At 63.7% G+C, this 18997-nt stretch carries 15 protein-coding genes and 1 tRNA gene; 6 read left to right on the top strand and 10 right to left on the bottom strand.

The features are described from left to right. The first annotated feature begins 83 nt into the window (after positions 1–83). On the top strand, positions 84–2879 hold the full coding sequence (locus tag BIO17B3_RS05975) for an EAL domain-containing protein (RefSeq protein WP_156053419.1): 2796 nt from the start codon (positions 84–86) through the stop codon (positions 2877–2879). Here the strand turns inward: BIO17B3_RS05975 and mltB are convergent. After that, positions 2870–4021, bottom strand: coding sequence for a lytic murein transglycosylase B (mltB, locus tag BIO17B3_RS05970; RefSeq protein ID WP_232054197.1), 1152 nt, complete (start codon positions 4019–4021; stop codon positions 2870–2872). The genes BIO17B3_RS05975 and mltB overlap by 10 nt on opposite strands. Positions 4022–4194: 173 nt before the next feature. On the opposite strand from mltB, the gene BIO17B3_RS05965 reads away from it, so the two are divergent. The 3 genes from BIO17B3_RS05965 to BIO17B3_RS05955 all read left to right on the top strand — a co-directional run bounded on the left by BIO17B3_RS05965 (position 4195) and on the right by BIO17B3_RS05955 (position 7517). After that, on the top strand, positions 4195–6210 hold the full coding sequence (locus tag BIO17B3_RS05965; protein ID WP_156053417.1) for a PhoX family phosphatase: 2016 nt from the start codon (positions 4195–4197) through the stop codon (positions 6208–6210). Positions 6211–6380: 170 nt separating this feature from the next. Further along, positions 6381–6869: a hypothetical protein gene (locus tag BIO17B3_RS05960; RefSeq protein ID WP_156053416.1), complete on the top strand. Its 489-nt coding sequence runs from the start codon at positions 6381–6383 to the stop codon at positions 6867–6869. Between the two features lie 105 nt (positions 6870–6974). Continuing rightward, positions 6975–7517, top strand: a complete 543-nt coding sequence (locus BIO17B3_RS05955; RefSeq protein ID WP_013124062.1) for an SCP2 sterol-binding domain-containing protein — start codon at positions 6975–6977, stop codon at positions 7515–7517. A 77-nt stretch (positions 7518–7594) separates the two neighbouring features. Here BIO17B3_RS05955 and BIO17B3_RS05950 read toward each other — a convergent pair whose 3' ends face one another. The 4 genes from BIO17B3_RS05950 to BIO17B3_RS05935 form a co-directional block, all read right to left on the bottom strand. Then, positions 7595–8071 (bottom strand): DsrE family protein, encoded by a 477-nt coding sequence (locus tag BIO17B3_RS05950; protein ID WP_013106837.1) that lies wholly within the window; start codon positions 8069–8071, stop codon positions 7595–7597. A 40-nt stretch (positions 8072–8111) separates the two neighbouring features. After that, on the bottom strand, positions 8112–9281 hold the full coding sequence (locus BIO17B3_RS05945; protein ID WP_156053415.1) for a porin: 1170 nt from the start codon (positions 9279–9281) through the stop codon (positions 8112–8114). Positions 9282–9755: 474 nt separating this feature from the next. After that, positions 9756–11261: a ribonuclease G gene (rng, locus tag BIO17B3_RS05940; RefSeq protein WP_156053414.1), complete on the bottom strand. Its 1506-nt coding sequence runs from the start codon at positions 11259–11261 to the stop codon at positions 9756–9758. Then, positions 11258–11935: a nucleoside triphosphate pyrophosphatase gene (locus tag BIO17B3_RS05935; protein ID WP_156053413.1), complete on the bottom strand. Its 678-nt coding sequence runs from the start codon at positions 11933–11935 to the stop codon at positions 11258–11260. The genes rng and BIO17B3_RS05935 overlap by 4 nt, the downstream gene beginning before the upstream one ends. A gap of 108 nt (positions 11936–12043) precedes the next feature. On the opposite strand from BIO17B3_RS05935, the gene mpl reads away from it, so the two are divergent. After that, positions 12044–13540 (top strand): UDP-N-acetylmuramate:L-alanyl-gamma-D-glutamyl-meso-diaminopimelate ligase, encoded by a 1497-nt coding sequence (mpl, locus tag BIO17B3_RS05930; protein ID WP_156053412.1) that lies wholly within the window; start codon positions 12044–12046, stop codon positions 13538–13540. Between the two features lie 10 nt (positions 13541–13550). Further along, positions 13551–14645: a chorismate synthase gene (gene aroC, locus BIO17B3_RS05925; RefSeq protein ID WP_156053411.1), complete on the top strand. Its 1095-nt coding sequence runs from the start codon at positions 13551–13553 to the stop codon at positions 14643–14645. Positions 14646–14912: 267 nt separating this feature from the next. Here the strand turns inward: aroC and BIO17B3_RS05920 are convergent, their stop codons facing one another. The 5 genes from BIO17B3_RS05920 to BIO17B3_RS05900 all read right to left on the bottom strand — a co-directional run bounded on the left by BIO17B3_RS05920 (position 14913) and on the right by BIO17B3_RS05900 (position 18982). Further along, on the bottom strand, positions 14913–15740 hold the full coding sequence (locus BIO17B3_RS05920; RefSeq protein WP_156053410.1) for a helix-turn-helix transcriptional regulator: 828 nt from the start codon (positions 15738–15740) through the stop codon (positions 14913–14915). A 28-nt stretch (positions 15741–15768) separates the two neighbouring features. Continuing rightward, a tRNA-Arg gene (locus BIO17B3_RS05915) sits at positions 15769–15843 on the bottom strand. 30 nt (positions 15844–15873) lie between these two features. Then, the gene (locus BIO17B3_RS05910; RefSeq protein ID WP_156053409.1) at positions 15874–16716 is read right to left on the bottom strand and encodes a 1-acyl-sn-glycerol-3-phosphate acyltransferase; all 843 of its coding nucleotides are present in this window, start codon (positions 16714–16716) and stop codon (positions 15874–15876) included. Further along, positions 16713–18017 (bottom strand): dihydroorotase, encoded by a 1305-nt coding sequence (locus tag BIO17B3_RS05905; RefSeq protein WP_156053408.1) that lies wholly within the window; start codon positions 18015–18017, stop codon positions 16713–16715. The genes BIO17B3_RS05910 and BIO17B3_RS05905 overlap by 4 nt, the downstream gene beginning before the upstream one ends. Next, entirely contained in the window at positions 18014–18982 is a 969-nt protein-coding gene (locus tag BIO17B3_RS05900) for an aspartate carbamoyltransferase catalytic subunit (protein ID WP_156053407.1), read from the bottom strand. Before BIO17B3_RS05900 ends, BIO17B3_RS05905 begins: the two co-directional genes overlap by 4 nt. Positions 18983–18997: the final 15 nt, after the last annotated feature.

Raw genomic sequence — 18997 nt, 5'->3', positions numbered from 1 at the left:
GGGGCGTTGTGGTGGTTTGTCAGCGCAGGGTAAAGTGCACCAAGCCTGAAATCCTCCCCGATGATGTCCACTGCCCCGATTGCATGACTTCCGAGCCGAACGTCAACGGCGCCTCACCCGATACCCTGACTTTCGGGATGGAGCGGCAGACTGAACTGCCCCTGTTTGCCTCTGGTCAGGCGCCGCAACTGGCGCCGACGCCCATCGTGCAGCGCTGGATTCGCCGCACCTACTGGGCGCTATTCATCACCTTCGTCGTGCTGGCGCTGGTCTATGCCGTGACCTCCTGGCGGGGGCAGCGGGAGATTCTCTATGGCTCGCTCGACACCAGCTCCAGTTTTCTGGTGAGCGCCACGCAGTCTTACTTCCAGGGTTTTTCGTCGGTGCTCGAAGCCACCGGCTCCGACCTTCAAGACAAGGCCGATCTGCTGCAACACCCCGAAGTGCTGCAGATTCTGCTCGAACGCAGGCAGGCGCTGCTGCCGGGCTCGCTGTCCATCAACATTGTGTCGGCCGACGGCCGTCTGCTGGGCAGCTCGCTGCGCTCGGACAAACTCCCCGATCTGCAGCACTATCCCGATCTGCAGCACGCGCTGGCGCGCCTGCGCGCCCAGCCGCAGAAAAACGGGCTCATCATCGGTCGCCCTCTGATCGGGCCGCTGGTGGGTAAATGGGTGATCCCGCTGGTGCGCGAGATTCCCGCGGGGCAGACGCATCCGGCGTTCTACGTCATTGCCGCGGTCAGCACCCAGACTTTTCTGCAGCAAACCCTGGCGAACACGGCGCTGCCTTACAGCGGCATTGCCGCCGTGCTGGCGCGCAACGATGGCTATGTGCTCGCTCGTTGGCCAGCGCCCAAAGACGCGTCGTTCTTTTCCAAGCCGCAGCTTGGGGTGTTCGTCCGGTCTTTGACCGATCAGCCGGCGACCCATAGTGCGCATTACGAGGGTTGGGTGGTGGCGGACGGTTCGATGCGCATCGGCAGTTGGCAGCGGCTGCCGGGATATCCCGATCTGGCGGTGGCGGTTTCGGTGCCGAGCAGTCTGCTGTGGACGCAATATCTGCACACCATCTGGCCGCCGATGGTCGGGCTGTTGCTGCTGTTGCTGCTGCTCACGGTGCTGTATCGCTACGCCTTGGGTCAGATCGGCCGCGAACAGGCGCTGGCGCAAGTTCAGCAGCAGCGGTTGCGCACCCTGGCCATCACCGATCCGCTCACGGCGGTCGGCAACCGTGCGCTGCTGCGCGAGCGGCTCCAGGTGGCGCTTGAAACCGCCTGGAGACGTCAGGGCGAATTCGGCCTGCTCCTGCTCGATCTCGATGGCTTCAAACAAGTCAACGATGCCTATGGGCACTCGGCCGGCGATGCTTTGTTGCGCGAAACCGCGCAGCGTCTACAGACCATCCTGCGCGAAGGTGAAGTCATGGCCCGCATGGGCGGGGACGAATTCGCCGTGCTGCTGACGGAGGGGCTGGGCAGCGGCGAAATCGCGGCCGAAGCGGCGGCGCAGCGCATCCTCTCGGCGCTGCGCCAGCCCTTCGATCTGGGCGTGGGTCGGCAGGCGTCGATTTCGGTGAGTCTGGGCTGCGCACTTTATCCGCAAGACGGTGGCGATGCCGAGACCTTGCTGCGCCGCGCCGATCTGGCGCTCTATGCCGCCAAGGCTGCGGGGCGAGATCGCTACCTGCGTTTCAAGCCCGATTTCGAGCGCGAGGCTCAGCGCCAGAAAAATTTGCTCGAAAGCGTGGAGGCCGCTTTGCAGCAAGGGCGGCTGTCGCTCAATTACCAGCCCATCGTGGCCATCGGGGGAGACCCGGCGCGGCCCGCGGTGGTGGGCGTCGAAGCCTTGCTGCGTCTGCAGACCGAGCAGGGCGGGCAAATGGTGGCGGCCGACTTTGCCAGCGTGCTCGACCACGGACGGCTGGCGCGCGCCATCGGCCGCTTCGTGCTCGACCAGGCGCTGACCCAGGGCGTGCAGTGGCGCGCCGAGGGCTTGGAGCTGCATATCGCCGTCAATATCAGCGCCGAGCATCTTCTGGCGCCCGAGTTTCTGGACGATCTGCATCAGGCGCTGCACAACCATCCCGGTTTTCCCGCGAGCGGGCTGATGCTCGAGGTCACCGAGTCGGCGCCGCTGCGCAACCTGGAGCAGGCGCGGCAGATTTTGCAAAGCTGCCAGGATCTTGGCCTGAGCGTCGCGCTCGACGACTTCGGCACCGGCGCGGCCTCGCTCACTTACTTGCAGCAGCTTCCGGCGCAATCGATCAAGATCGATCAGTCCTTCGTGCGCGACATGGTCAACGACCCGAAAGACTTCGCCATCGTCTCCGCCGTGGTCACCGCGGCCAATCTGCTCGGGCTGGAAGTCATTGGCGAAGGCGCCGAAACGCTGGAGCATCTCTCGGTGCTGGCGGCGATGAACTGCACCCTGGCGCAGGGCTACGCCATTGCCCGCCCGCTGCCCGCCGACGCCGTGGCCACCTGGGTGCAGACCTGGGTGCGGCCCACGGCCAATCTGCGCGCCGCCGAGTTTCCGCACGAAGTCGAGGTGGCTCAGCTACGCCGGGTGGAACGGCTGCAGCAGGCGGTGCGCGGCGAGGTGCCGTTTCCCGACCATGTGCTCGACGTGGCGGCGGAAAACCAGTGCCACCTCGGCCTGTGGCTCAACGGTCAAGGGCGGCTGTATTACGGCCGCGACCCGCGCTACGCGCTGCTGCTGGAGCAGCATGCCGAAATCCATGAACTCGCGCGCCAGGCCAAGGCCGCGCTCGATCTGGGCGAGCTGAACGCCGCCCGCCGCTACGGGCAGGATGTGGCCGAGCTCAGCGCCATCGTGCTTGCGGGCATCCGCCAGCTCAGCGCCACGCCTCAGGATTGAGCTGCCGCCGCAGCAGCAGCCACTACCTCGCCCAGCTCGATGACCGCCAACGCGTAGAACGCCGACTGGTTGTAGCGGGTGATGGCGTAAAAATTGTCCGTGCCCAGCACATAGTCGGGCGCGGCGTCGGCATTGGGCAGTTGCACCACGGCCAGCTTGCCCGCATAGGCGCGGGCCTGCGGCAGCAGCGGCAGGCCCATTGCCACGAGCTGGTCGGCGGTGAAGGTTGGCGTAATGTCGGGCCCGAGCAAGGTGTCGAGACTGGCTTGCGGCAGATCGGGCGGCAGTTGCAGGGGGAAGTGCGCTGGCTGGCCGCGCACCCAGCCCTTGGCGGCTAGGTAGCTGGCCACCGAGCCGATGGCGTCTGCCGGGTCGTTGATCAGATCGATGCCGCCGCCGTGGTCGAAGTCCACCGCATATTTCAAGATGCTCTCGGGCATGAACTGCGGCATGCCGATGGCTCCCGCATACGAGCCGCGCACCTGCAGCGGGTTGCGTGCATCTTGTGCGCACCACTGGAAAAAATCACCGAGCTGCACGCCGAAGTAAGCGCTGCGGTCGCGTGGCGCTTGCGTGGGGTAGCGCAGCGCCAGGGTGGAGAGCGCATCGACCACGCGGAAGTTGCCCATATTGCGGCCGTAGATCGTCTCCACCCCGAGGATGCCCGCGACGATGTGCGGCGGCACGCCGTAGCGCTCCTGCGCTCGCTGGAACCACACGCCGAATTCCTGCATGAAGTCACTGCCCGAGCCGATGCGCAGACTGTCGAGAAACCGGCTGCGGTACACCCGCCAGTTTTTCTTGCCCGGCGGCCCCGGCAGAATGAGTCGGGCCACCGTGGCGCTGTATTGCGCCCGGCCGATCAGCCGCGCCACCAGGGCTTCGGGCAGCTTGTTGCGCTCCACAATGCGCGCAATCAAGGCCTGTGCGGCGCCGACATTCCAGTCGCCCAGTTGGGCCGAAGACAGCGCTGCGGCTGGAGCCACGCTGCTCGCGCCGGGAAGCGGCGCGGACGCACCAGCGCTTTGAGCCAGGGCGGCAGGGGGCAGCAGCGCGCCCAAAGCCAGTCCGGCACCGGCGTGCAGGCAACGGCGGCGGCCCATATTGCCGGGAGGGAAGGGGACTTGCGGGAGTTTGAACATCGCAGCGGGCAGCGAGCAGAGCAATGCCGACATGTTCGCACGATGGAGCTTTGCGCCGGACGCAAACGCGCAGGGCGCGGCAGACGATTCAACATCTTGTCACATTTGGACTGTAACTTTTCGTTTTCAGCCGTAACGCTATTGTTGTCGGCTCTTCCCTGATGGAGTTCAAGATGTCCCAATCCCCAGCCAATCCTTCACGACGCCAGGCCCTGAAGCTGTTCGGTGGCGCGCCTTTGCTGCCGCTGGGCGTCGGCCTGGGCGGTTCCGCCCTGCTCGCCGCCTGCGGTGGCGGCTCGACGGCGGCCACTGCGGCCACCGCCACCCCCACGGCCGCAGCCTTCACCGCGATGGCCGCGCCCGGCATCGCCGACCCGGCGAGCATGGCGACCACCAACGTCGCTTCAGCGCTCAAAGTGGCCTACAGCGACGGCAGCAGCCAGACTTACCAACTTGGTTATCAACCGTTTTTCATCACTGGCCAGCAAGTGCCCAACGGCAACGGCGGCACACTGATCGCCGGTAGCTACTTCGACATCAACGGCAAGCCCATCATGGATAACTCCGTGCCGGCGTCGGCACGCCAGTTCTTCTCTGACGCCCCCGACGGCACTACGCTGCTCAGCGTGCCGGGCGCCAAGGTTGCCGGTGTGAAGGGCAATACCGTGTTCGCCGTGGTGCAGTTCGAATACACCAGCCTGGATCAGGCGGGTGTCTCGGCCTACGGCAAACTGCCTTCGCCCATCGCCGTGCTCACCCTCGACCAAGATCCGGCCACCGGCAAGCTCAGTCTGGTGAAGTATTACAACGTGCCCACCGCACCGGCCAATGGCCTGTGGATCACCTGCGGCGCCAGCTTGTCGCCCTGGGGCACCCATCTGTCCAGCGAAGAATACGAGCCCGACGCCGCCTCCATCGCCAAGAACACCCAGTTCCAGGCCTTCATCACCAATCTGTACGGCGACGCCGCCGCGGTGAGCGATCCGGTCAAGGCCAATCCTTATCTTTACGGCCATCTGCCCGAAGTTACCGTCAACGCCGACGGCACCGGCACGGTGAAAAAACATTACTGCATGGGCCGCATTTCGCATGAACTCATCCAGGTCATGCCCGACCAGCGCACCGCGCTGATGGGCGACGACGCCACCAACGGCGGTCTGTTCCTGTTCATCGCCGATAAAGCCGCCGACCTGTCGGCTGGCACGCTGTACGTTGCTCAAGCAACGCAGACCAGCGCTCCGGGTGTGGGCACCGGCACCTTCACGCTGAAATGGGTGAACCTCGGCCATGCCACCAGCGCGGAAGTGCTGGCGCTGGCGCAGGCCGCGGCGCAAAACGGCGGCACGCCCAGCATCATGGACGTCAAGACCACCGACCCGGGCGATTCCACCTACACCCAGGTCTGGCTGGGCGGCAAGAAAAACTGGATCAAGCTCGTTCCGGGGCAGGAAAAGGCGGCAGCCTTCCTCGAAACCCACCGCTACGCCGGGCTCAAGGGCGGCACCATGGCCTTCACCAAAATGGAAGGCACGACCGTCAACGCCAAGGACAAGATCGCCTACTCCGCCATGTCCTATATCCAGTCGTCGATGGTCGATGGCTCGATCCCCGGCTTCAAAGTCGCCGGGCCGAAGGCCGGTGCGGTGTACGCCCTCAACCTCAAGGCCGGGCAAGTGGACACCAGCGGCGCCGCGATGAACAGCGAGTGGGTGCCGGTGGACATGGCTGCGCCTGCCGCGCTGGTGGGCGAAGACCTGGCCACGCCCGATGCCTTGGGCAATCTCGCCAATCCGAACAAGATTGCCAACCCCGACAACATCAAGTTCTCGGAAAAGCTGCGCACCCTGTTCATCGGCGAAGACAGCGGCATGCACGTCAACAACTTCCTCTGGGCCTATAACGTCGATACCAAGCAACTCAGCCGCATCCTCTCCACCCCGGCGGGTGCCGAGAGCACTGGCTTGCAGGGCGTCGATAACGTGAACGGCTGGATGTATGTGATGAGCAACTTCCAGCACCCCGGCGACTGGGAGATCAAGACCGTCACCGCCAACGGTGTGACCAATACCACCGGCCTGCACGCCAAGGTGTTCCAGACTCTGGAGCCGCTGATCGACAAGAACTACGAAAACGGCTATGGCGCTGCCGTGGGCTACATCACCGGCTTGCCGCAGACCACCAAAGTCTGAGCATCCCGCAGACGTTTCATCCAGGCCCGCCGCGTGCGGGCCTTTTTTCTGCGGGTTCATCCCGGTGTCAGCCGGGCAACAAATCGGCATACTCCCGGGACTGTGGCGCAGCGTGTTGCGCGATCAAAACCAAGGAGACCGGTGCGGCGCCCAAGTCGCACCCGAAGGAGATGTCTGCTGAATTGCCGCTCGACTGGATACTGGAAAAAACGCCCAAGGGTCGTGAAGAACTCGCCACCCGTGCCCACCATCTCCTGCCCGGGCAGCGCAATCTGCTCATCATGGCCGATGGCCATCGGCCGGTGGCCGAGTTGCTCAAAGCGGGCGCCGACCCCGAGCGCTGTCTTCTAGCGCTGCGCGGCTTGCTCGATGAGGGCTATCTGGTGCGCAACGCCGCCGCGTCTCCCTCAGTTGCGCCCGTCTCCTTGTTTGCCGCCGACGCGCCGCAGCAGACCCCCCACGGCCTGCTCATCGCCCTCGTCGAAGAACAGTTCGGCGCCCAGGCCGCGCGGCTGGTGCAGAAAATCGAACAACATCCCGACACCCCGGAAGGCCGCGCTGCCGCCGTGCAAGCCTGCGTCAAATTCATCCGCTTGTTCATCGACGAGAAACAAGCACAAGCCTTCGCTCAGCGCGCGCAGGAGCTGTTGCCTGACTGACCCTTCCGCTTGAAATCCAGCCTGTCGCCGTGTCGTCGCGCCACGGCAGGGCTCCATCACCATCCCCTGCGCGAGTGTTTCAAACCCTCTTGGAGACAACCCTACATGAAAACACTGTTCAACCCCCGCCGTTCGCTGCAAGCCCTCGGTCTGGCCGCCGGTATGGCCCTGTCCTGCGTGTCGGCCACAGCCTGGGCCGACACCCCGGTGCTGATGTCACCGCAATGGGCCAGCGAAGCCTGCACCGCCTGGAACAACACCCCCGAGCTGACCAACGGACTCAAGGGCGAGTTCATGCACGACGACAAAGGCCGCGGCTACAAGCTGGTGGAGATGTACCGCACCGATTGCGGCAAGGACACCGCGGTTGAACTCAAGTTGCAGTTGCAAAACGACAAGGCCATGTGCGTCTCCGGCGGCGCGCCCACCCTCAAGCCTAATTTCGATGTCGACTTTCTCATGCACGCCAACACCAAGCAGTGGGAAGAAATGGGCAAGGGCGAATACGGCCCGATGAAGGCCATGATGTTCGGTCGCCTCGAATTCCAGGGGCCGAAGATGGTGGCCATGCGCGCCATGGACCCGTTCTCCTCTTTCCTGCTGCTGGTCGGCAAAGTGCCGGGCAGCACGGCCACCTGCCCGAAATAAGCAAGAGGTGCGTTTCACGCGCCTGAAATCAAAAAGACAGGGACGCAGTGCATCCCTATCTTTTTGATGTGCCTCGATCATAGACCAGGCTTCGGTGCTGAGGGATGGATATACGCCCACCCTTGCGCTTCCCGAATGGTGATTTCTCCCATTCCGGACGGCACCACAGTGATGAATGGATATAGATCCTTGCGATCCACATGCAACTCGCGCAAGGTATTGGCACATTGCGCTAACAGCACGCCCTGCTGTTGCAGAACTTGCAATTTTTTCTCAAAACCATTGTTCTTGACGTAGGCGGCGAATCCCTGGGCGTTGGCGATCAACTCGACCTGGACCTTGCCTTTGAGCCTGGGGTCATGGAGCAGGTTTTCTATATTGTTGATGGTCTTTTTGATAGCGCCTGGACTACCGGAGTCGATCTGGAAGATCGCACCGTAGTGCGACTGCGTGGCGATTGCCGGAACCGTATCCTCAGCGTGTGCCAGACCGGGCAAGAATGCAAATGTAGTGAGCGTTGCGCCAACAAGCGCACGTCGGATGAACATGTTCATGATGTTTCCTTGGACAAAGTGGGTAATGGCGCTGGAGCCATCAGAAGAAATGACGCAGGCCGATGGTTAGACCACTGGCACTCGCGCCGCCAACGGTTCCCTGTGCGGTGAAACCGTTATCGCCAACATACAAATCTGTTGCCGAATCGTTGCGGATGCGTGAATACGATGTATAGATGTTCGTCCTCTTGGAGAGCGGATAAAGATAACCAATGGCCACTTGCGTTGCAGTGGTGTCAGATTTGTTCATGTCACTGCGCCTGGAAATTGAAGCCAGAAATTTCCCTCGCGGCAGGGGAATAGTTGCGCCAAGCATCCATATTTTCAAATCCGGTACGAAATGTCCTGCCGCATAGGGCAGACCATCGCCGTATTTTTCGTCAGAATAAAGTGCAGTCAGTTTGGCGACGGAAAAATCATATCCACCATAGAGCTGGACGACTTCATTATTGAACGAGCCCTTTTGGGTGAGCGTTGCAGCTGGACCGAATTCCCAGGCCAGTGCAACATAAGGATTAAATTTGCTGCCTGCGCTGTACGGATGGTTATTTTTTAGATAATCAATTCCAGCGGTAAATTTTTTGGATTCATAATCCACGTTCAGTTCATAAGACTGTCCCTTTGAGAAGCTTCCGGGCTGTCCACCAAATGCGTAGAGCATGGCGGCCGTTAGCCCGCCAAAATCGGGAGTCCGGTATCCAACAGCCTGCGAAAATCGAACGTAGTTATAGCCTGCGGGGTCGATGTTTTTCACAGCCCCAGTCATCCCTGTCATGAATGGATCGATCTTGACGAGATTGTCATAATTCAGACTGTAAAAGCGACCGGCCTTAAAAACGCCATAGCGGCTTTTTAACCCCAGCAGGCTGAGGCGACCCATGAACCCCCCACCCGAGCAAACACTCGATCCCACGGCACTGTTATCCCCCTTGTATACGAGGCTGCCTGGAAACGAATTGGTGCCGTTTCCACAAAATCCGGTTTCGACATCAAAAAATGTTTGCAAACCCCCTCCCAAATTTTCCTGTCCTCGTATCCCGATCCGGTCTGTGGATTGCACGCCGGAACCGAGCCGGTTCAGGCTGGTGTTGTCATAGGTCAGCCTTTCAATGCCCATGTCAATGACGCCGTAGAGCTGGGCACCCTCCTTAGCGTGGGCCATTTGACAGCATGCCCCTATGACTACAGCTGCCATGATGCTTTTTTTCATGCAATCTCCTCCTTGATCTATTTTGGAACCCGATAGCGTGCTGCTCGGCTCTGGACTGAAGTACTTCAGCAAGGCGGATTCAAATAGAGATTGCAACTCTCAACAAATTGATTTTTCTTGTTACTTATATGAATTAAATTTATGCCAAATTCGCGGCATTAAATATAAGAAAATAATTATATGGTGTAAAAATATAATAATTATTTTCTTATATTTTAAGAATTTCAATGGGTTGCGCGATTCCTCGGCATTCCTATAAGAAAATTCGCAAAGAATATTCATGCAATGCAGCCAATTGACACGGCGTGATCAGTCCAATCGCGGCAAGACGGCGAAATCTCCGCTGTTACATTAAGACGGATTTGTTGCAAGTGGCCTGGCGCGTCCTTGGCTTTGCCGTCGTGCTGCCAAGCTGATTGCGCTGGGCAAACCGTATCGACCAGCTCAGGACTGGCGGGAAACAGGCGGGGGCTGTCAGGTCAGCACAATGTCGTACTGTTGCTGCGAAAACGCGGGCTCGACCTGTAGCGAGACGGGCTTGCCGATGAAGTCGGAGAGCGAGGCCAGATGCTGGCTTTCTTCTTCGAGGAACAGGTCGATGACGTCGGCGGCGCCGACGATGCGGAACTCGCGCGGGTTGAATTGCTTGGCCTCGCGCAGGATTTCCCGCAGGATTTCATAGCACACGGTGCGCGCCGTTTTCACTTGCCCCAGCCCGCCGCAGGTGGGGCAGGGCTCCAGCAGCATGTGCGCCAGCGAGTCGCGGGTGCGCTTGCGGGTGAGTTCCACCAGACCGAGTTGCGAGAAACCGCTGACGGTGACTTTCACCTTGTCGCGCGCCAGCGATTTACGCAGTTCGTCGAGCACGGCGGCGCGGTGCTGGGCGTTGTGCATGTCGATGAAGTCGATGATGATGATGCCGCCCAGATTGCGCAGTCGCAGTTGGCGCGCGATGGCTTGCGTGGCCTCGAGATTGGTGCGGTAGATGGTGTCGTCGAAGTTGCGCGCGCCGACGAAACCGCCGGTGTTGACGTCGATGGTGGTCATCGCCTCGGTCTGGTCGATGATGAGGTAGCCGCCGGATTTGAGATCGACCCGCCGCCCCAGCGCGCGCTCGATTTCCTCGTCCACGTTGGCGGTCTCGAACAGCGGGCGCTCGCCGCGGTAGAGCTGCAGGCGGCCGCTGACCCGGGGCATGTATTCGGCGGCGAAGCTCTGAAGCAGCTCGAAGTTTTCGCGCGAGTCGATCTGCACGCTGCGGGTGGCGTCGCTCACCAGATCGCGCAGCACGCGTTGCGCCAGGCTGAGTTCCTGGTAGATCAGGGCGCTGGGGCTGGTGACGTGGGCGCGCTGCTGAATGGCGGCCCAGGTCTTGCGCAGATAGGCGATGTCTTCGGCCAGCTCCGCGTCGCTGGCGTCTTCGGCATTGGTGCGCACGATGAAGCCTTGCGAATCGCCGGCATCCGCCGCCAGCAGGGCGGTCATGCGTTCGCGCAATGCGGTGCGCAGCTCTGCGCCGTCGATTTTTTGCGAAATGCCGATATGGTTGTCTTGCGGCAGGTGCACCAGCATGCGTCCGGCCAGGCTGATCTGCGTGGTCAGGCGCGCGCCCTTGGTGTTGATCGGGTCTTTGAGCACCTGCACCATCAACGTCTGGCCTTCGTAGATCAGCTTTTCGATGGGCTGAAGGGGCGGTGCTGTCGCGGCTTCGCTGGCGGCCTCGGTGGGCACGGGGATGGCCTGGCGCTGCCACAGGTCGGCCACATGCAAAAAGGCCGTGCGCTCCAGACCGATGTCGATGAAGGCGGACTGCATGCCGGGCAGCACCCGCGCCACTTTGCCCAGATAGATATTGCCCACCAGCCCGCGTTCCAGGCTGCGTTCGATGTGCAGCTCCTGCACCGCCGCGTGGGCCACCAAGGCGACCCGGGTTTCCTGCGGGGTGATGTTGATGAGAATGTCTTCGGGTGTGGGATTCATGGGCGCGTTGTCTCTTGTTGTGTGGGGCTGTGCGGGTGGGCAGACCAACCGGCTGCGCGCAGCAGCTGCAGCGTTTCAAACAGCGGCAGGCCGATGATGCCACTGGCGCTGCCGCTGAGGTGTTCGACGAAGGCCGCGCCGCGCCCTTGCAGGGCATAGGCGCCGGCCTTGCCAAAGGGTTCGCCGCTGGCGATGTAATCAGCAATGTCCTGCTCGCTCAAGGCGGCGAAGCGCACCTGCGAGGTTTGCAGCGCCGCGTGTCGCGCCGCGCCGCGTTGCACACACACCGCGGTGAGCACCTGGTGCGTTTTGCCGGAGAGGATGCGAAGAATGCGCGCAGCGTCGTCGGCGCTTTCCGGCTTGCCGTAAATCACGCCGTCCAGCGCCACGGTGGTGTCGGCGCAGAGCAACACGGCGGCGTCGGGCGAGACCTCGGGGCGGCGCCGCGCCAGACGCTCGCGCGCCGCCTCCAGCTTGAGACGGGTGACGCGCTGCACATAGTCGGCCGGGGGCTCGCCGGGCCGCGCGGCTTCCAGCGCCTCGCTGTCTTCGTCGGGCAGCGGCGCCAGCAGCGCGAAGGGCATGCCGATCTGCCGTAGCAACTCCTGACGCCGCGGGCTGGCGGAGGCCAGATAGACGGTGATGGCGGACGTGCGGTTCGGGTTGGGCTGCATGCGGGGAGCGGAAAACGACGGAGCGCTTATTGTCCGTGTAAACGCCTGTGAAAACCGGTTTATGCGGGTTTGCGGCGGTGCGGACGGCGGCTCCTAGAATCTGCCGCCATGCATATTCATATTCTTGGCATTTGCGGTACCTTCATGGGCGGCCTGGCGGCGCTGGCGAAGGAGTCCGGGCACCGCGTGACCGGCTGCGACGCGCAGGTCTATCCGCCCATGAGCACGCAGTTGCAGCAGTTGGGCATCGAACTGGTCGAGGGCTACGGCGCCGATCAACTCGCGCTCAGGCCCGATCTGTGGGTCATCGGCAATGTGGTGTCGCGCGGCAATGCCTTGATGGAGGCGATTCTCGATGCCGGGCAGCCTTACATCAGCGGGCCGCAGTGGCTGGCCGAACATGTGCTGCAGGGCCGCTGGACGCTGGCGGTCGCCGGTACGCACGGCAAGACCACCACCACCTCGATGCTGTCGCACATTCTCGACGTTGCCGGGCTGAATCCCGGTTTTCTCATCGGCGGCGTGCCGCTGGACTTTGGGGCCTCGGCACGTTTGGGGGGCGACAAGACTCCCTACCCCAACCCTCCCCGCGAGCAGGGAGGGAGCGATCTCGCTTCTTCCGCGCGCGGGGAGGGGGAAAGCCCCTCCTCCACAGCGTGGGGGAGGCTGGGAGGGGGAGGCTTTTTCGTCATCGAAGCCGACGAATACGACACCGCCTTTTTCGACAAACGCTCCAAGTTCGTGCATTACCGCCCGCGTACCGCCGTGCTCAACAACCTGGAGTTCGACCACGCCGACATCTTCCCCGATCTCGCCGCCATCGAAACCCAGTTCCACCATCTGGTGCGCACCGTGCCGCGCAGCGGGCAGCTCGTGGTCAACGCCCGCTCGGACGCCTTGCAGCGCGTGCTCGCGCGCGGCTGCTGGAGCGAAGTGGTGCGTTTTGACGACGAAGAGAACGGCTGGAGCGCGCAGGGCGGCGAGCAGCAGTTCGAGGTGCGGCTGCGCGGCAAACGCGTGGGCGAAGTGCGCTGGAACCAAACCGGCGCGCACAACCGCAGCAATGCCCTGGCCGCCATTGCCGCGGCCCAGCACGCCGGGGTGTTCGCCGACGAAGCCTGCGCCGCGCTGTGCAGCTTTCAGGGCGTGAGGCGCCGTATGGAACTGCGCGGCGCCGCGGGCGGCGTGCAGGTCATCGACGACTTCGCTCACCACCCCACGGCCATCGCCACCACGATCGCCGGGCTGCGGCATCGCATGCTGGCCGATTCCCATGCCGCTTCAGGCCGCATTCTGGCGGTGTTCGAGCCGCGTTCCAACACCATGAAACTCGGCGCGATGAAGGCGCTGCTGCCCGGCGCCCTGGCCGACGCCGACCTGAGCTTTGGCTATGCCGGCGGCTTGGGCTGGAACCTCGCCGAAGCGCTGCAGCCGCTGGGCGACAAGGCGCAGGCGTTCGACGATCTCGGCGCGCTGGTGGCCGCCGTGGCCGCAGCCGCCCGCCCCGGCGACCGCGTGCTGGTGATGAGCAACGGCGGCTTTGGCGGGGTGCACGACAAGCTGCTCCAAGCCTTGCAAGCGCGCGACCTTCCCCCTCAACCCTGAAAGTCCTCCCATGTCCGGCAACACCCTCGGCCTGCTGTTTGCAGTCACCACCTTCGGCGAATCCCACGGCCCGGCCATCGGTTGCGTGATCGACGGCTGCCCGCCGGGCATGGCGTTGAGCGAGGCCGACATCCAGCCCGATCTCGACCGCCGCCGTCCGGGCACCAGCCGCCATGTGACGCAGCGGCAGGAAGCCGATCAGGTGGAAATCCTCTCCGGCGTGTTCGAGGGCAAGACCACCGGCACGCCCATCGCCCTGCTCATCCGCAATACCGACCAGCGCAGCAAGGACTACGGCAACATTCTCAACACCTTCCGTCCCGGCCATGCCGACTACACCTATTGGCGCAAATACGGCCTGCGCGATCCGCGCGGCGGCGGTCGCTCGTCGGCCCGGCTGACCGCGCCTATCGTCGCCGCCGGTGCGGTGGCCAAGAAGTGGCTGGCCGCGCAGTACGGCGTGACGGTTCGCGCCTGCATGACCCAGCTCGGCGAAGTGCCCATTCCCTTCCAGACCTGGGACGCGGTGCATCAGAACCCGTTTTTCGCGCCCAACGCCGACATCGTGCCCGAGCTGGAAGCGTATATGGACGCGCTGCGCAAATCGGGCGACTCGGTCGGCGCGCGCATCATGGTTGCCGCCAGCGGCGTGCCCGCAGGCTGGGGCGAGCCGCTCTACGACAAGCTCGACGCCGACATCGCCCACGCGCTCATGGGGCTCAACGCCGTGAAAGGTGTGGAGATCGGTGCGGGCTTCGCCAGCGTGGCGCAAAAAGGCACGCAGCATGGCGACGAACTCACCCCGCAGGGCTTCACCTCGAACAACGCCGGCGGCGTGCTCGGCGGCATCAGCACCGGGCAGGACGTGGTGGCCTCCATCGCCATCAAACCCACATCGAGCATCCGCCTGCCGCGGCAGTCCGTGGACCTGCACAACGCGCCCACCACGGTGGAAACGCATGGTCGGCACGATCCCTGCGTGGGCATCCGCGCCGCGCCCATCGCCGAAGCGCTGGTGGCCATCGTCCTCATCGACCACGCCCTGCGCCACCGCGCGCAATGCGGCGACGTGCAATTCGACGTGCCGCCTATTGCGGGCACCTGAAGATGACCAAGCTGCTGATCTGATCCCGGCTTTGCTCGCCCTGGGATGACCACTTGATCAATGGACTCCCTGGTGCGTGAGCTGGCATCACATGAGTAGTGGCGTGCCGCATGCGCTGAGCAAAAGTGGCACGGCAAAAATAGCGGCGAACAAAAGTAGTCTGGACATGACGTTCTCCTTAGGTGATTAGATTTCTGGGACCCTCTGGAACAGCCAATTGCTGTTCCATTGGTTTTCACCTTAGGCTGCGTGCGCGTATAAAAACACCTACTGATCAGTAGTGATCCGCCGCGAATGCGGGGTCAAAGCGGCTCCTCGTAGCCAGAGTGACATGAATTCGGTACGTCCATGCACGCCGAACTTGCGATAGATGCTCGTCGCATATTGGTGCAGTGTCGCTTCGGTCAGGCCAAGGTGGTTGGCGATGACCTTCTCTCGGTCGCCATTGAGCAACTCCGGAACCAGCCGCTGTTCGGCAGGAGAAAGGGGTTCGGCGCACAAGCCCAGACCATGCCCGCAGAGTAACTGCCAATGGAACCACTTGATGCCGCGCAGCGCCTCTACTGCCTGCTGCATGTGGGCTGCGTCAAAAATTTTTCCGTTGATACAGGTGTCGAACATGAATGCCGACTCAGCGTGGGCATTGACTGGCGAGACGATCCACGTCCGGGTGGAAATGTTGGGCTGGTGATCGAAAAGGGAGTAGTGCTGGGTCTGCTCATGCGCCGTCGGGTCGAACATCCCGGTGCACATGCTGAAGCTGCGAAACGTTCCAGAGGTGGCGACAATCATTTGCGCGGCTGCGTCGGCAGTTGGCGTCTGCATGATCGGCGTGCCGTGCTGGATACGCTCTGGGGTTGTGAATTCGGTGCGCAGCATTTCCACAGATGCGCCAATTCGCCACCCCTTGAGCAAATCAGGGCGCTGGGCCTTGTGGGGAAGGCGCATAAGGCCCATCCAGTACCCGTTTTGTGAGCCAGTCCAATCGCACAGGGTTCTCAGACAGAGTGCCAACGCTGCCTGCATATCCTGCGTGCCGTGGTCGGCCAAGTCGTCCCATAGACGATACACGTCGTCGTCGAGCGGGGTATGCATTGGTTCTTCTTTTTATGGGCAGCCAAATTGGTCCCGCCGACAGGAATCGAACCTGTATTTGCCGCTTAGGAGGCAGCTGTTCTATCCATTGAACTACGGCGAGGTGTGCGCCCGAATTGTAGGCGCGCAGGGTTCAGCGGCTGTCGCGCAGGCGCTGGTGGAGGTGCTCGGCGATGGCCTCGCGGGTCTGCTGGGCCAGGGCGCGGCGGGTGGGCGCGCGCTGCGGGGACAGGTAGTTGACTTCCACGCGCAGGGGGGCGGCGGCGCTCATGCGCCACAGGCTGCCGACCATGGTTTCATCGCCCACATACGAGGCAGCGCGGCTGAAGCGGCCGCTGCGCTGGTCGGCGTAGAACAGCAGCACGGGTTGCACCGCAGCGGGGCAGTCTGATGAGCAGGCGGCCTGGAACAGATTGGCATGAAACGGCAGCAGATCGTGGCCGTAGCCGGTGGTGCCTTCGGGAAAGACGCCGACATGGTCGCCGTCTTGCAGGCATTGCGCCATCTGGTGGATGACGCGCACCACGTCTTGCGCGCGCTCGCGCTCGATGAACAGCGAGCCCACGCCGCGCACCAAGGGGCCGATGAGGGGCCATTGCGCCGTCTCGGATTTGGAGACGAAGCGCACGGGCTGCACGGCGTTGATGGCGAAGATGTCGATCCACGACACATGGTTGGCAGCCACGAGAGACGGGGTCTGCTGCGGCGCGCCGTTGACCTGTAGCGCAATGCCGCTAAGCCGCAGCAGCTCGGCCGACCAGTCGCGGATTTGTTGCTGTTTTCCAGCCGCGTCGAGCTGGGGAAACAGTTGACGCACGATGCGCTGGCCGCGCAGGGCGTGGGCGCTGAGCCGGGTCAGCCGGGTGGCGAAACGCACCGGCGCGCCGACGCGGCGCAACACCGGCGCGGGGGTTTGGGCGGGCGGCTCGCAGAGCAGCGCCGGAGGGTTTTCGGCGGGCTGCGGCGCCGGGTTCATGCAGGAGTGGCGACGGGCTGCGCGCTCCACACCACGCGGCCGTCGATCACGGCGTGCCGGGTGCGGCCGGGCAGTTCCTGTTCGGCCAGGGGGGTGTGGCGGCTCTGGCTTTGCAGGGCGTCAGGCAGGGCGCGCCAGCGGGCCTGCGGATCGACGAGGATGAGCTCGGCCGCAGCGCCGGCTTCCAGCGTGGCCGGGGGCAGACCGGCGGCCTGCGCGGCGCGGTGGCCCACACAGCCCAGCGCCTTGACCAGCGGCAGGCCGCTGTCGGCGGCGAATTGCAGTGCGGTGGACAGCAGCAGCTCCAGCCCGGTGGCGCCGGGCGCGGCGTCGGCGAAGGTCTGGGTTTTGTCGTCGGCGCTGATGGGGGTGTGGTCGGAGCACAGCGCGTCGATGGTGCCATCGGCCAAGGCGGCGCGCAGGGCGTCGCGGTCTCGGCTCTGGCGCAGCGGCGGGTCGAGCCGGGCGCGGGCGTCGAAGTAGCCGATGTCCAGATCGGTGAGCATGAGATTGTTGATCGACACGTCGCAGGTCAGCGGCAGCCCTTCGGCCTTGGCCTGGCGGACCAGCGCAACGCCTGCGGCGCTGGAGAGCTTGCTCACATGCACCGCGCAGCCGGTGGCGCGCATCAGCTCGAACAAGGTGTGCAGCGCCACGGTTTCGGCCATGGCGGGCACGCCGCTCAGGCCCAGGCGCTGCGCATAGGCGCCGCTGGCGGCGATGCCGCCGCGGCTGAGCGAGGCGTCTTGCGCACGCAGCCAGACCTTGTAGCCGAAGGTGCTGGCGTATTGCATGGCGCTGTAGAGCACCTTGGTGTCGGTCATCGGCGTGTCGGCTTGAGAGAAGCCGATGCAGCTCGCCCGGGTGAGTTCGGCCATTTCGCTCAAGCTCTCGCCTTTGAGGCCTTTGGTGAGCGCGCCCAGCGGATAGACGCGGGCGCTTTTGATGCGCCGGGCGCGCCAGCGCAGCATTTCCACCAGGCTGGGTTCGTCGAGCACGGGGTCGGTGTCGGGCGAGCACACCACGCGGGTGACGCCGCCGGCCAGCGCGGCGCGCAGCTCGGTTTCCAGCATGCCCTCGTGCTCATAGCCGGGTTCGCCCAGGCGGGCGCACAGGTCGATGAGACCGGGCAGGACGAGCAGGCCGCGCGCGTCGAGCGTCTGCTCGGGGGTGAAGCCTTCGGGCGCTTTGCCCACGGCGACGATGCGCTCGCCGGAGATGGCGACATCGCCCTCGGCATCGAGCCTGCGCAGCGGGTCGATGAGGCGGCCGCCGCGGATCAGAAGTTGCGTGGTGCTCATGCGGGGCTTTCGGTGGAGGCGACGATGGACAGCACGGCCATGCGCACAGCGATGCCGAAGCGCACTTGGTCGAGGATGACGCTGCGCGGCCCATCAGCCACGCTGCTGTCGATCTCGACGCCGCGATTGATGGGGCCGGGATGCATCACGATGACATCGGGCTTGGCCAGTGCCAGGCGCTCGGGCGTGAGGCCGTAGGTCATGTTGAATTCATGCGCGGACGGCAGCAGCGCGCCCGACATGCGCTCGTTTTGCAGCCGCAGCATCATGATGACGTCGGCGCCGCGAATGCCCTCGGCCATGTCGTGGCAGACGCGCACGCCCATGTCGCGCAGATTGTCGGGCGCCAGGGTCTTGGGGCCGACGGCGCGCACCTCGGCAGCGCCCAGCGTGGTGAGCGCGTGAATGGCCGAGCGTGCCACGCGCGAATGCACGATGTCGCCGACGATGGCCACGGTGAGGTTGCTGAAGTCGCCCTTGAAATGACGGATGGTGTACATGTCCAGCAGGCCCTGGGTGGGGTGGGCATGACGGCCATCGCCGGCGTTGACGATGTGCACATGCGGGGGCGTGTGCTGGGCGATGAGAAAGGGCGCGCCGCTGTCGGAATGGCGCACGACGAACACATCGGCATCCATCGCTTCGAGGTTGGCGATGGTGTCGAGCAGGCTCTCGCCCTTGCTCGTGCTGGAGCGCTGGATGTCGAGATTGAACACGTCGGCCGACAGGCGTTGCGCCGCGATCTCGAAGGTGGTGCGAGTGCGGGTGCTGTTCTCGAAGAACAAGTTGAACACGCTCTTGCCGCGCAGCAGCGGCACTTTTTTCACTTCGCGGCTGCCGAAGCTGACAAAGCCCTGCGCGGTGTCGAGGATGTGCGTGAGCACGTCGCGCGGCAAGCCTTCGGGGGTGAGCAGGTGGCGCAGCTCGCCGTTTTTGTTGAGTTGGGGGTTGTGGGCGCGGTTCATGTTCACCAACTCGGT

It is taken from the genome of Thiomonas sp. OC7 (genome assembly GCF_900634595.1).
Lineage (GTDB): Bacteria > Pseudomonadota > Gammaproteobacteria > Burkholderiales > Burkholderiaceae_C > Thiomonas > Thiomonas arsenitoxydans.
Note: the sequence above shows the minus strand (reverse complement) of the source record. Positions and strands in the feature narration are given on the sequence as shown.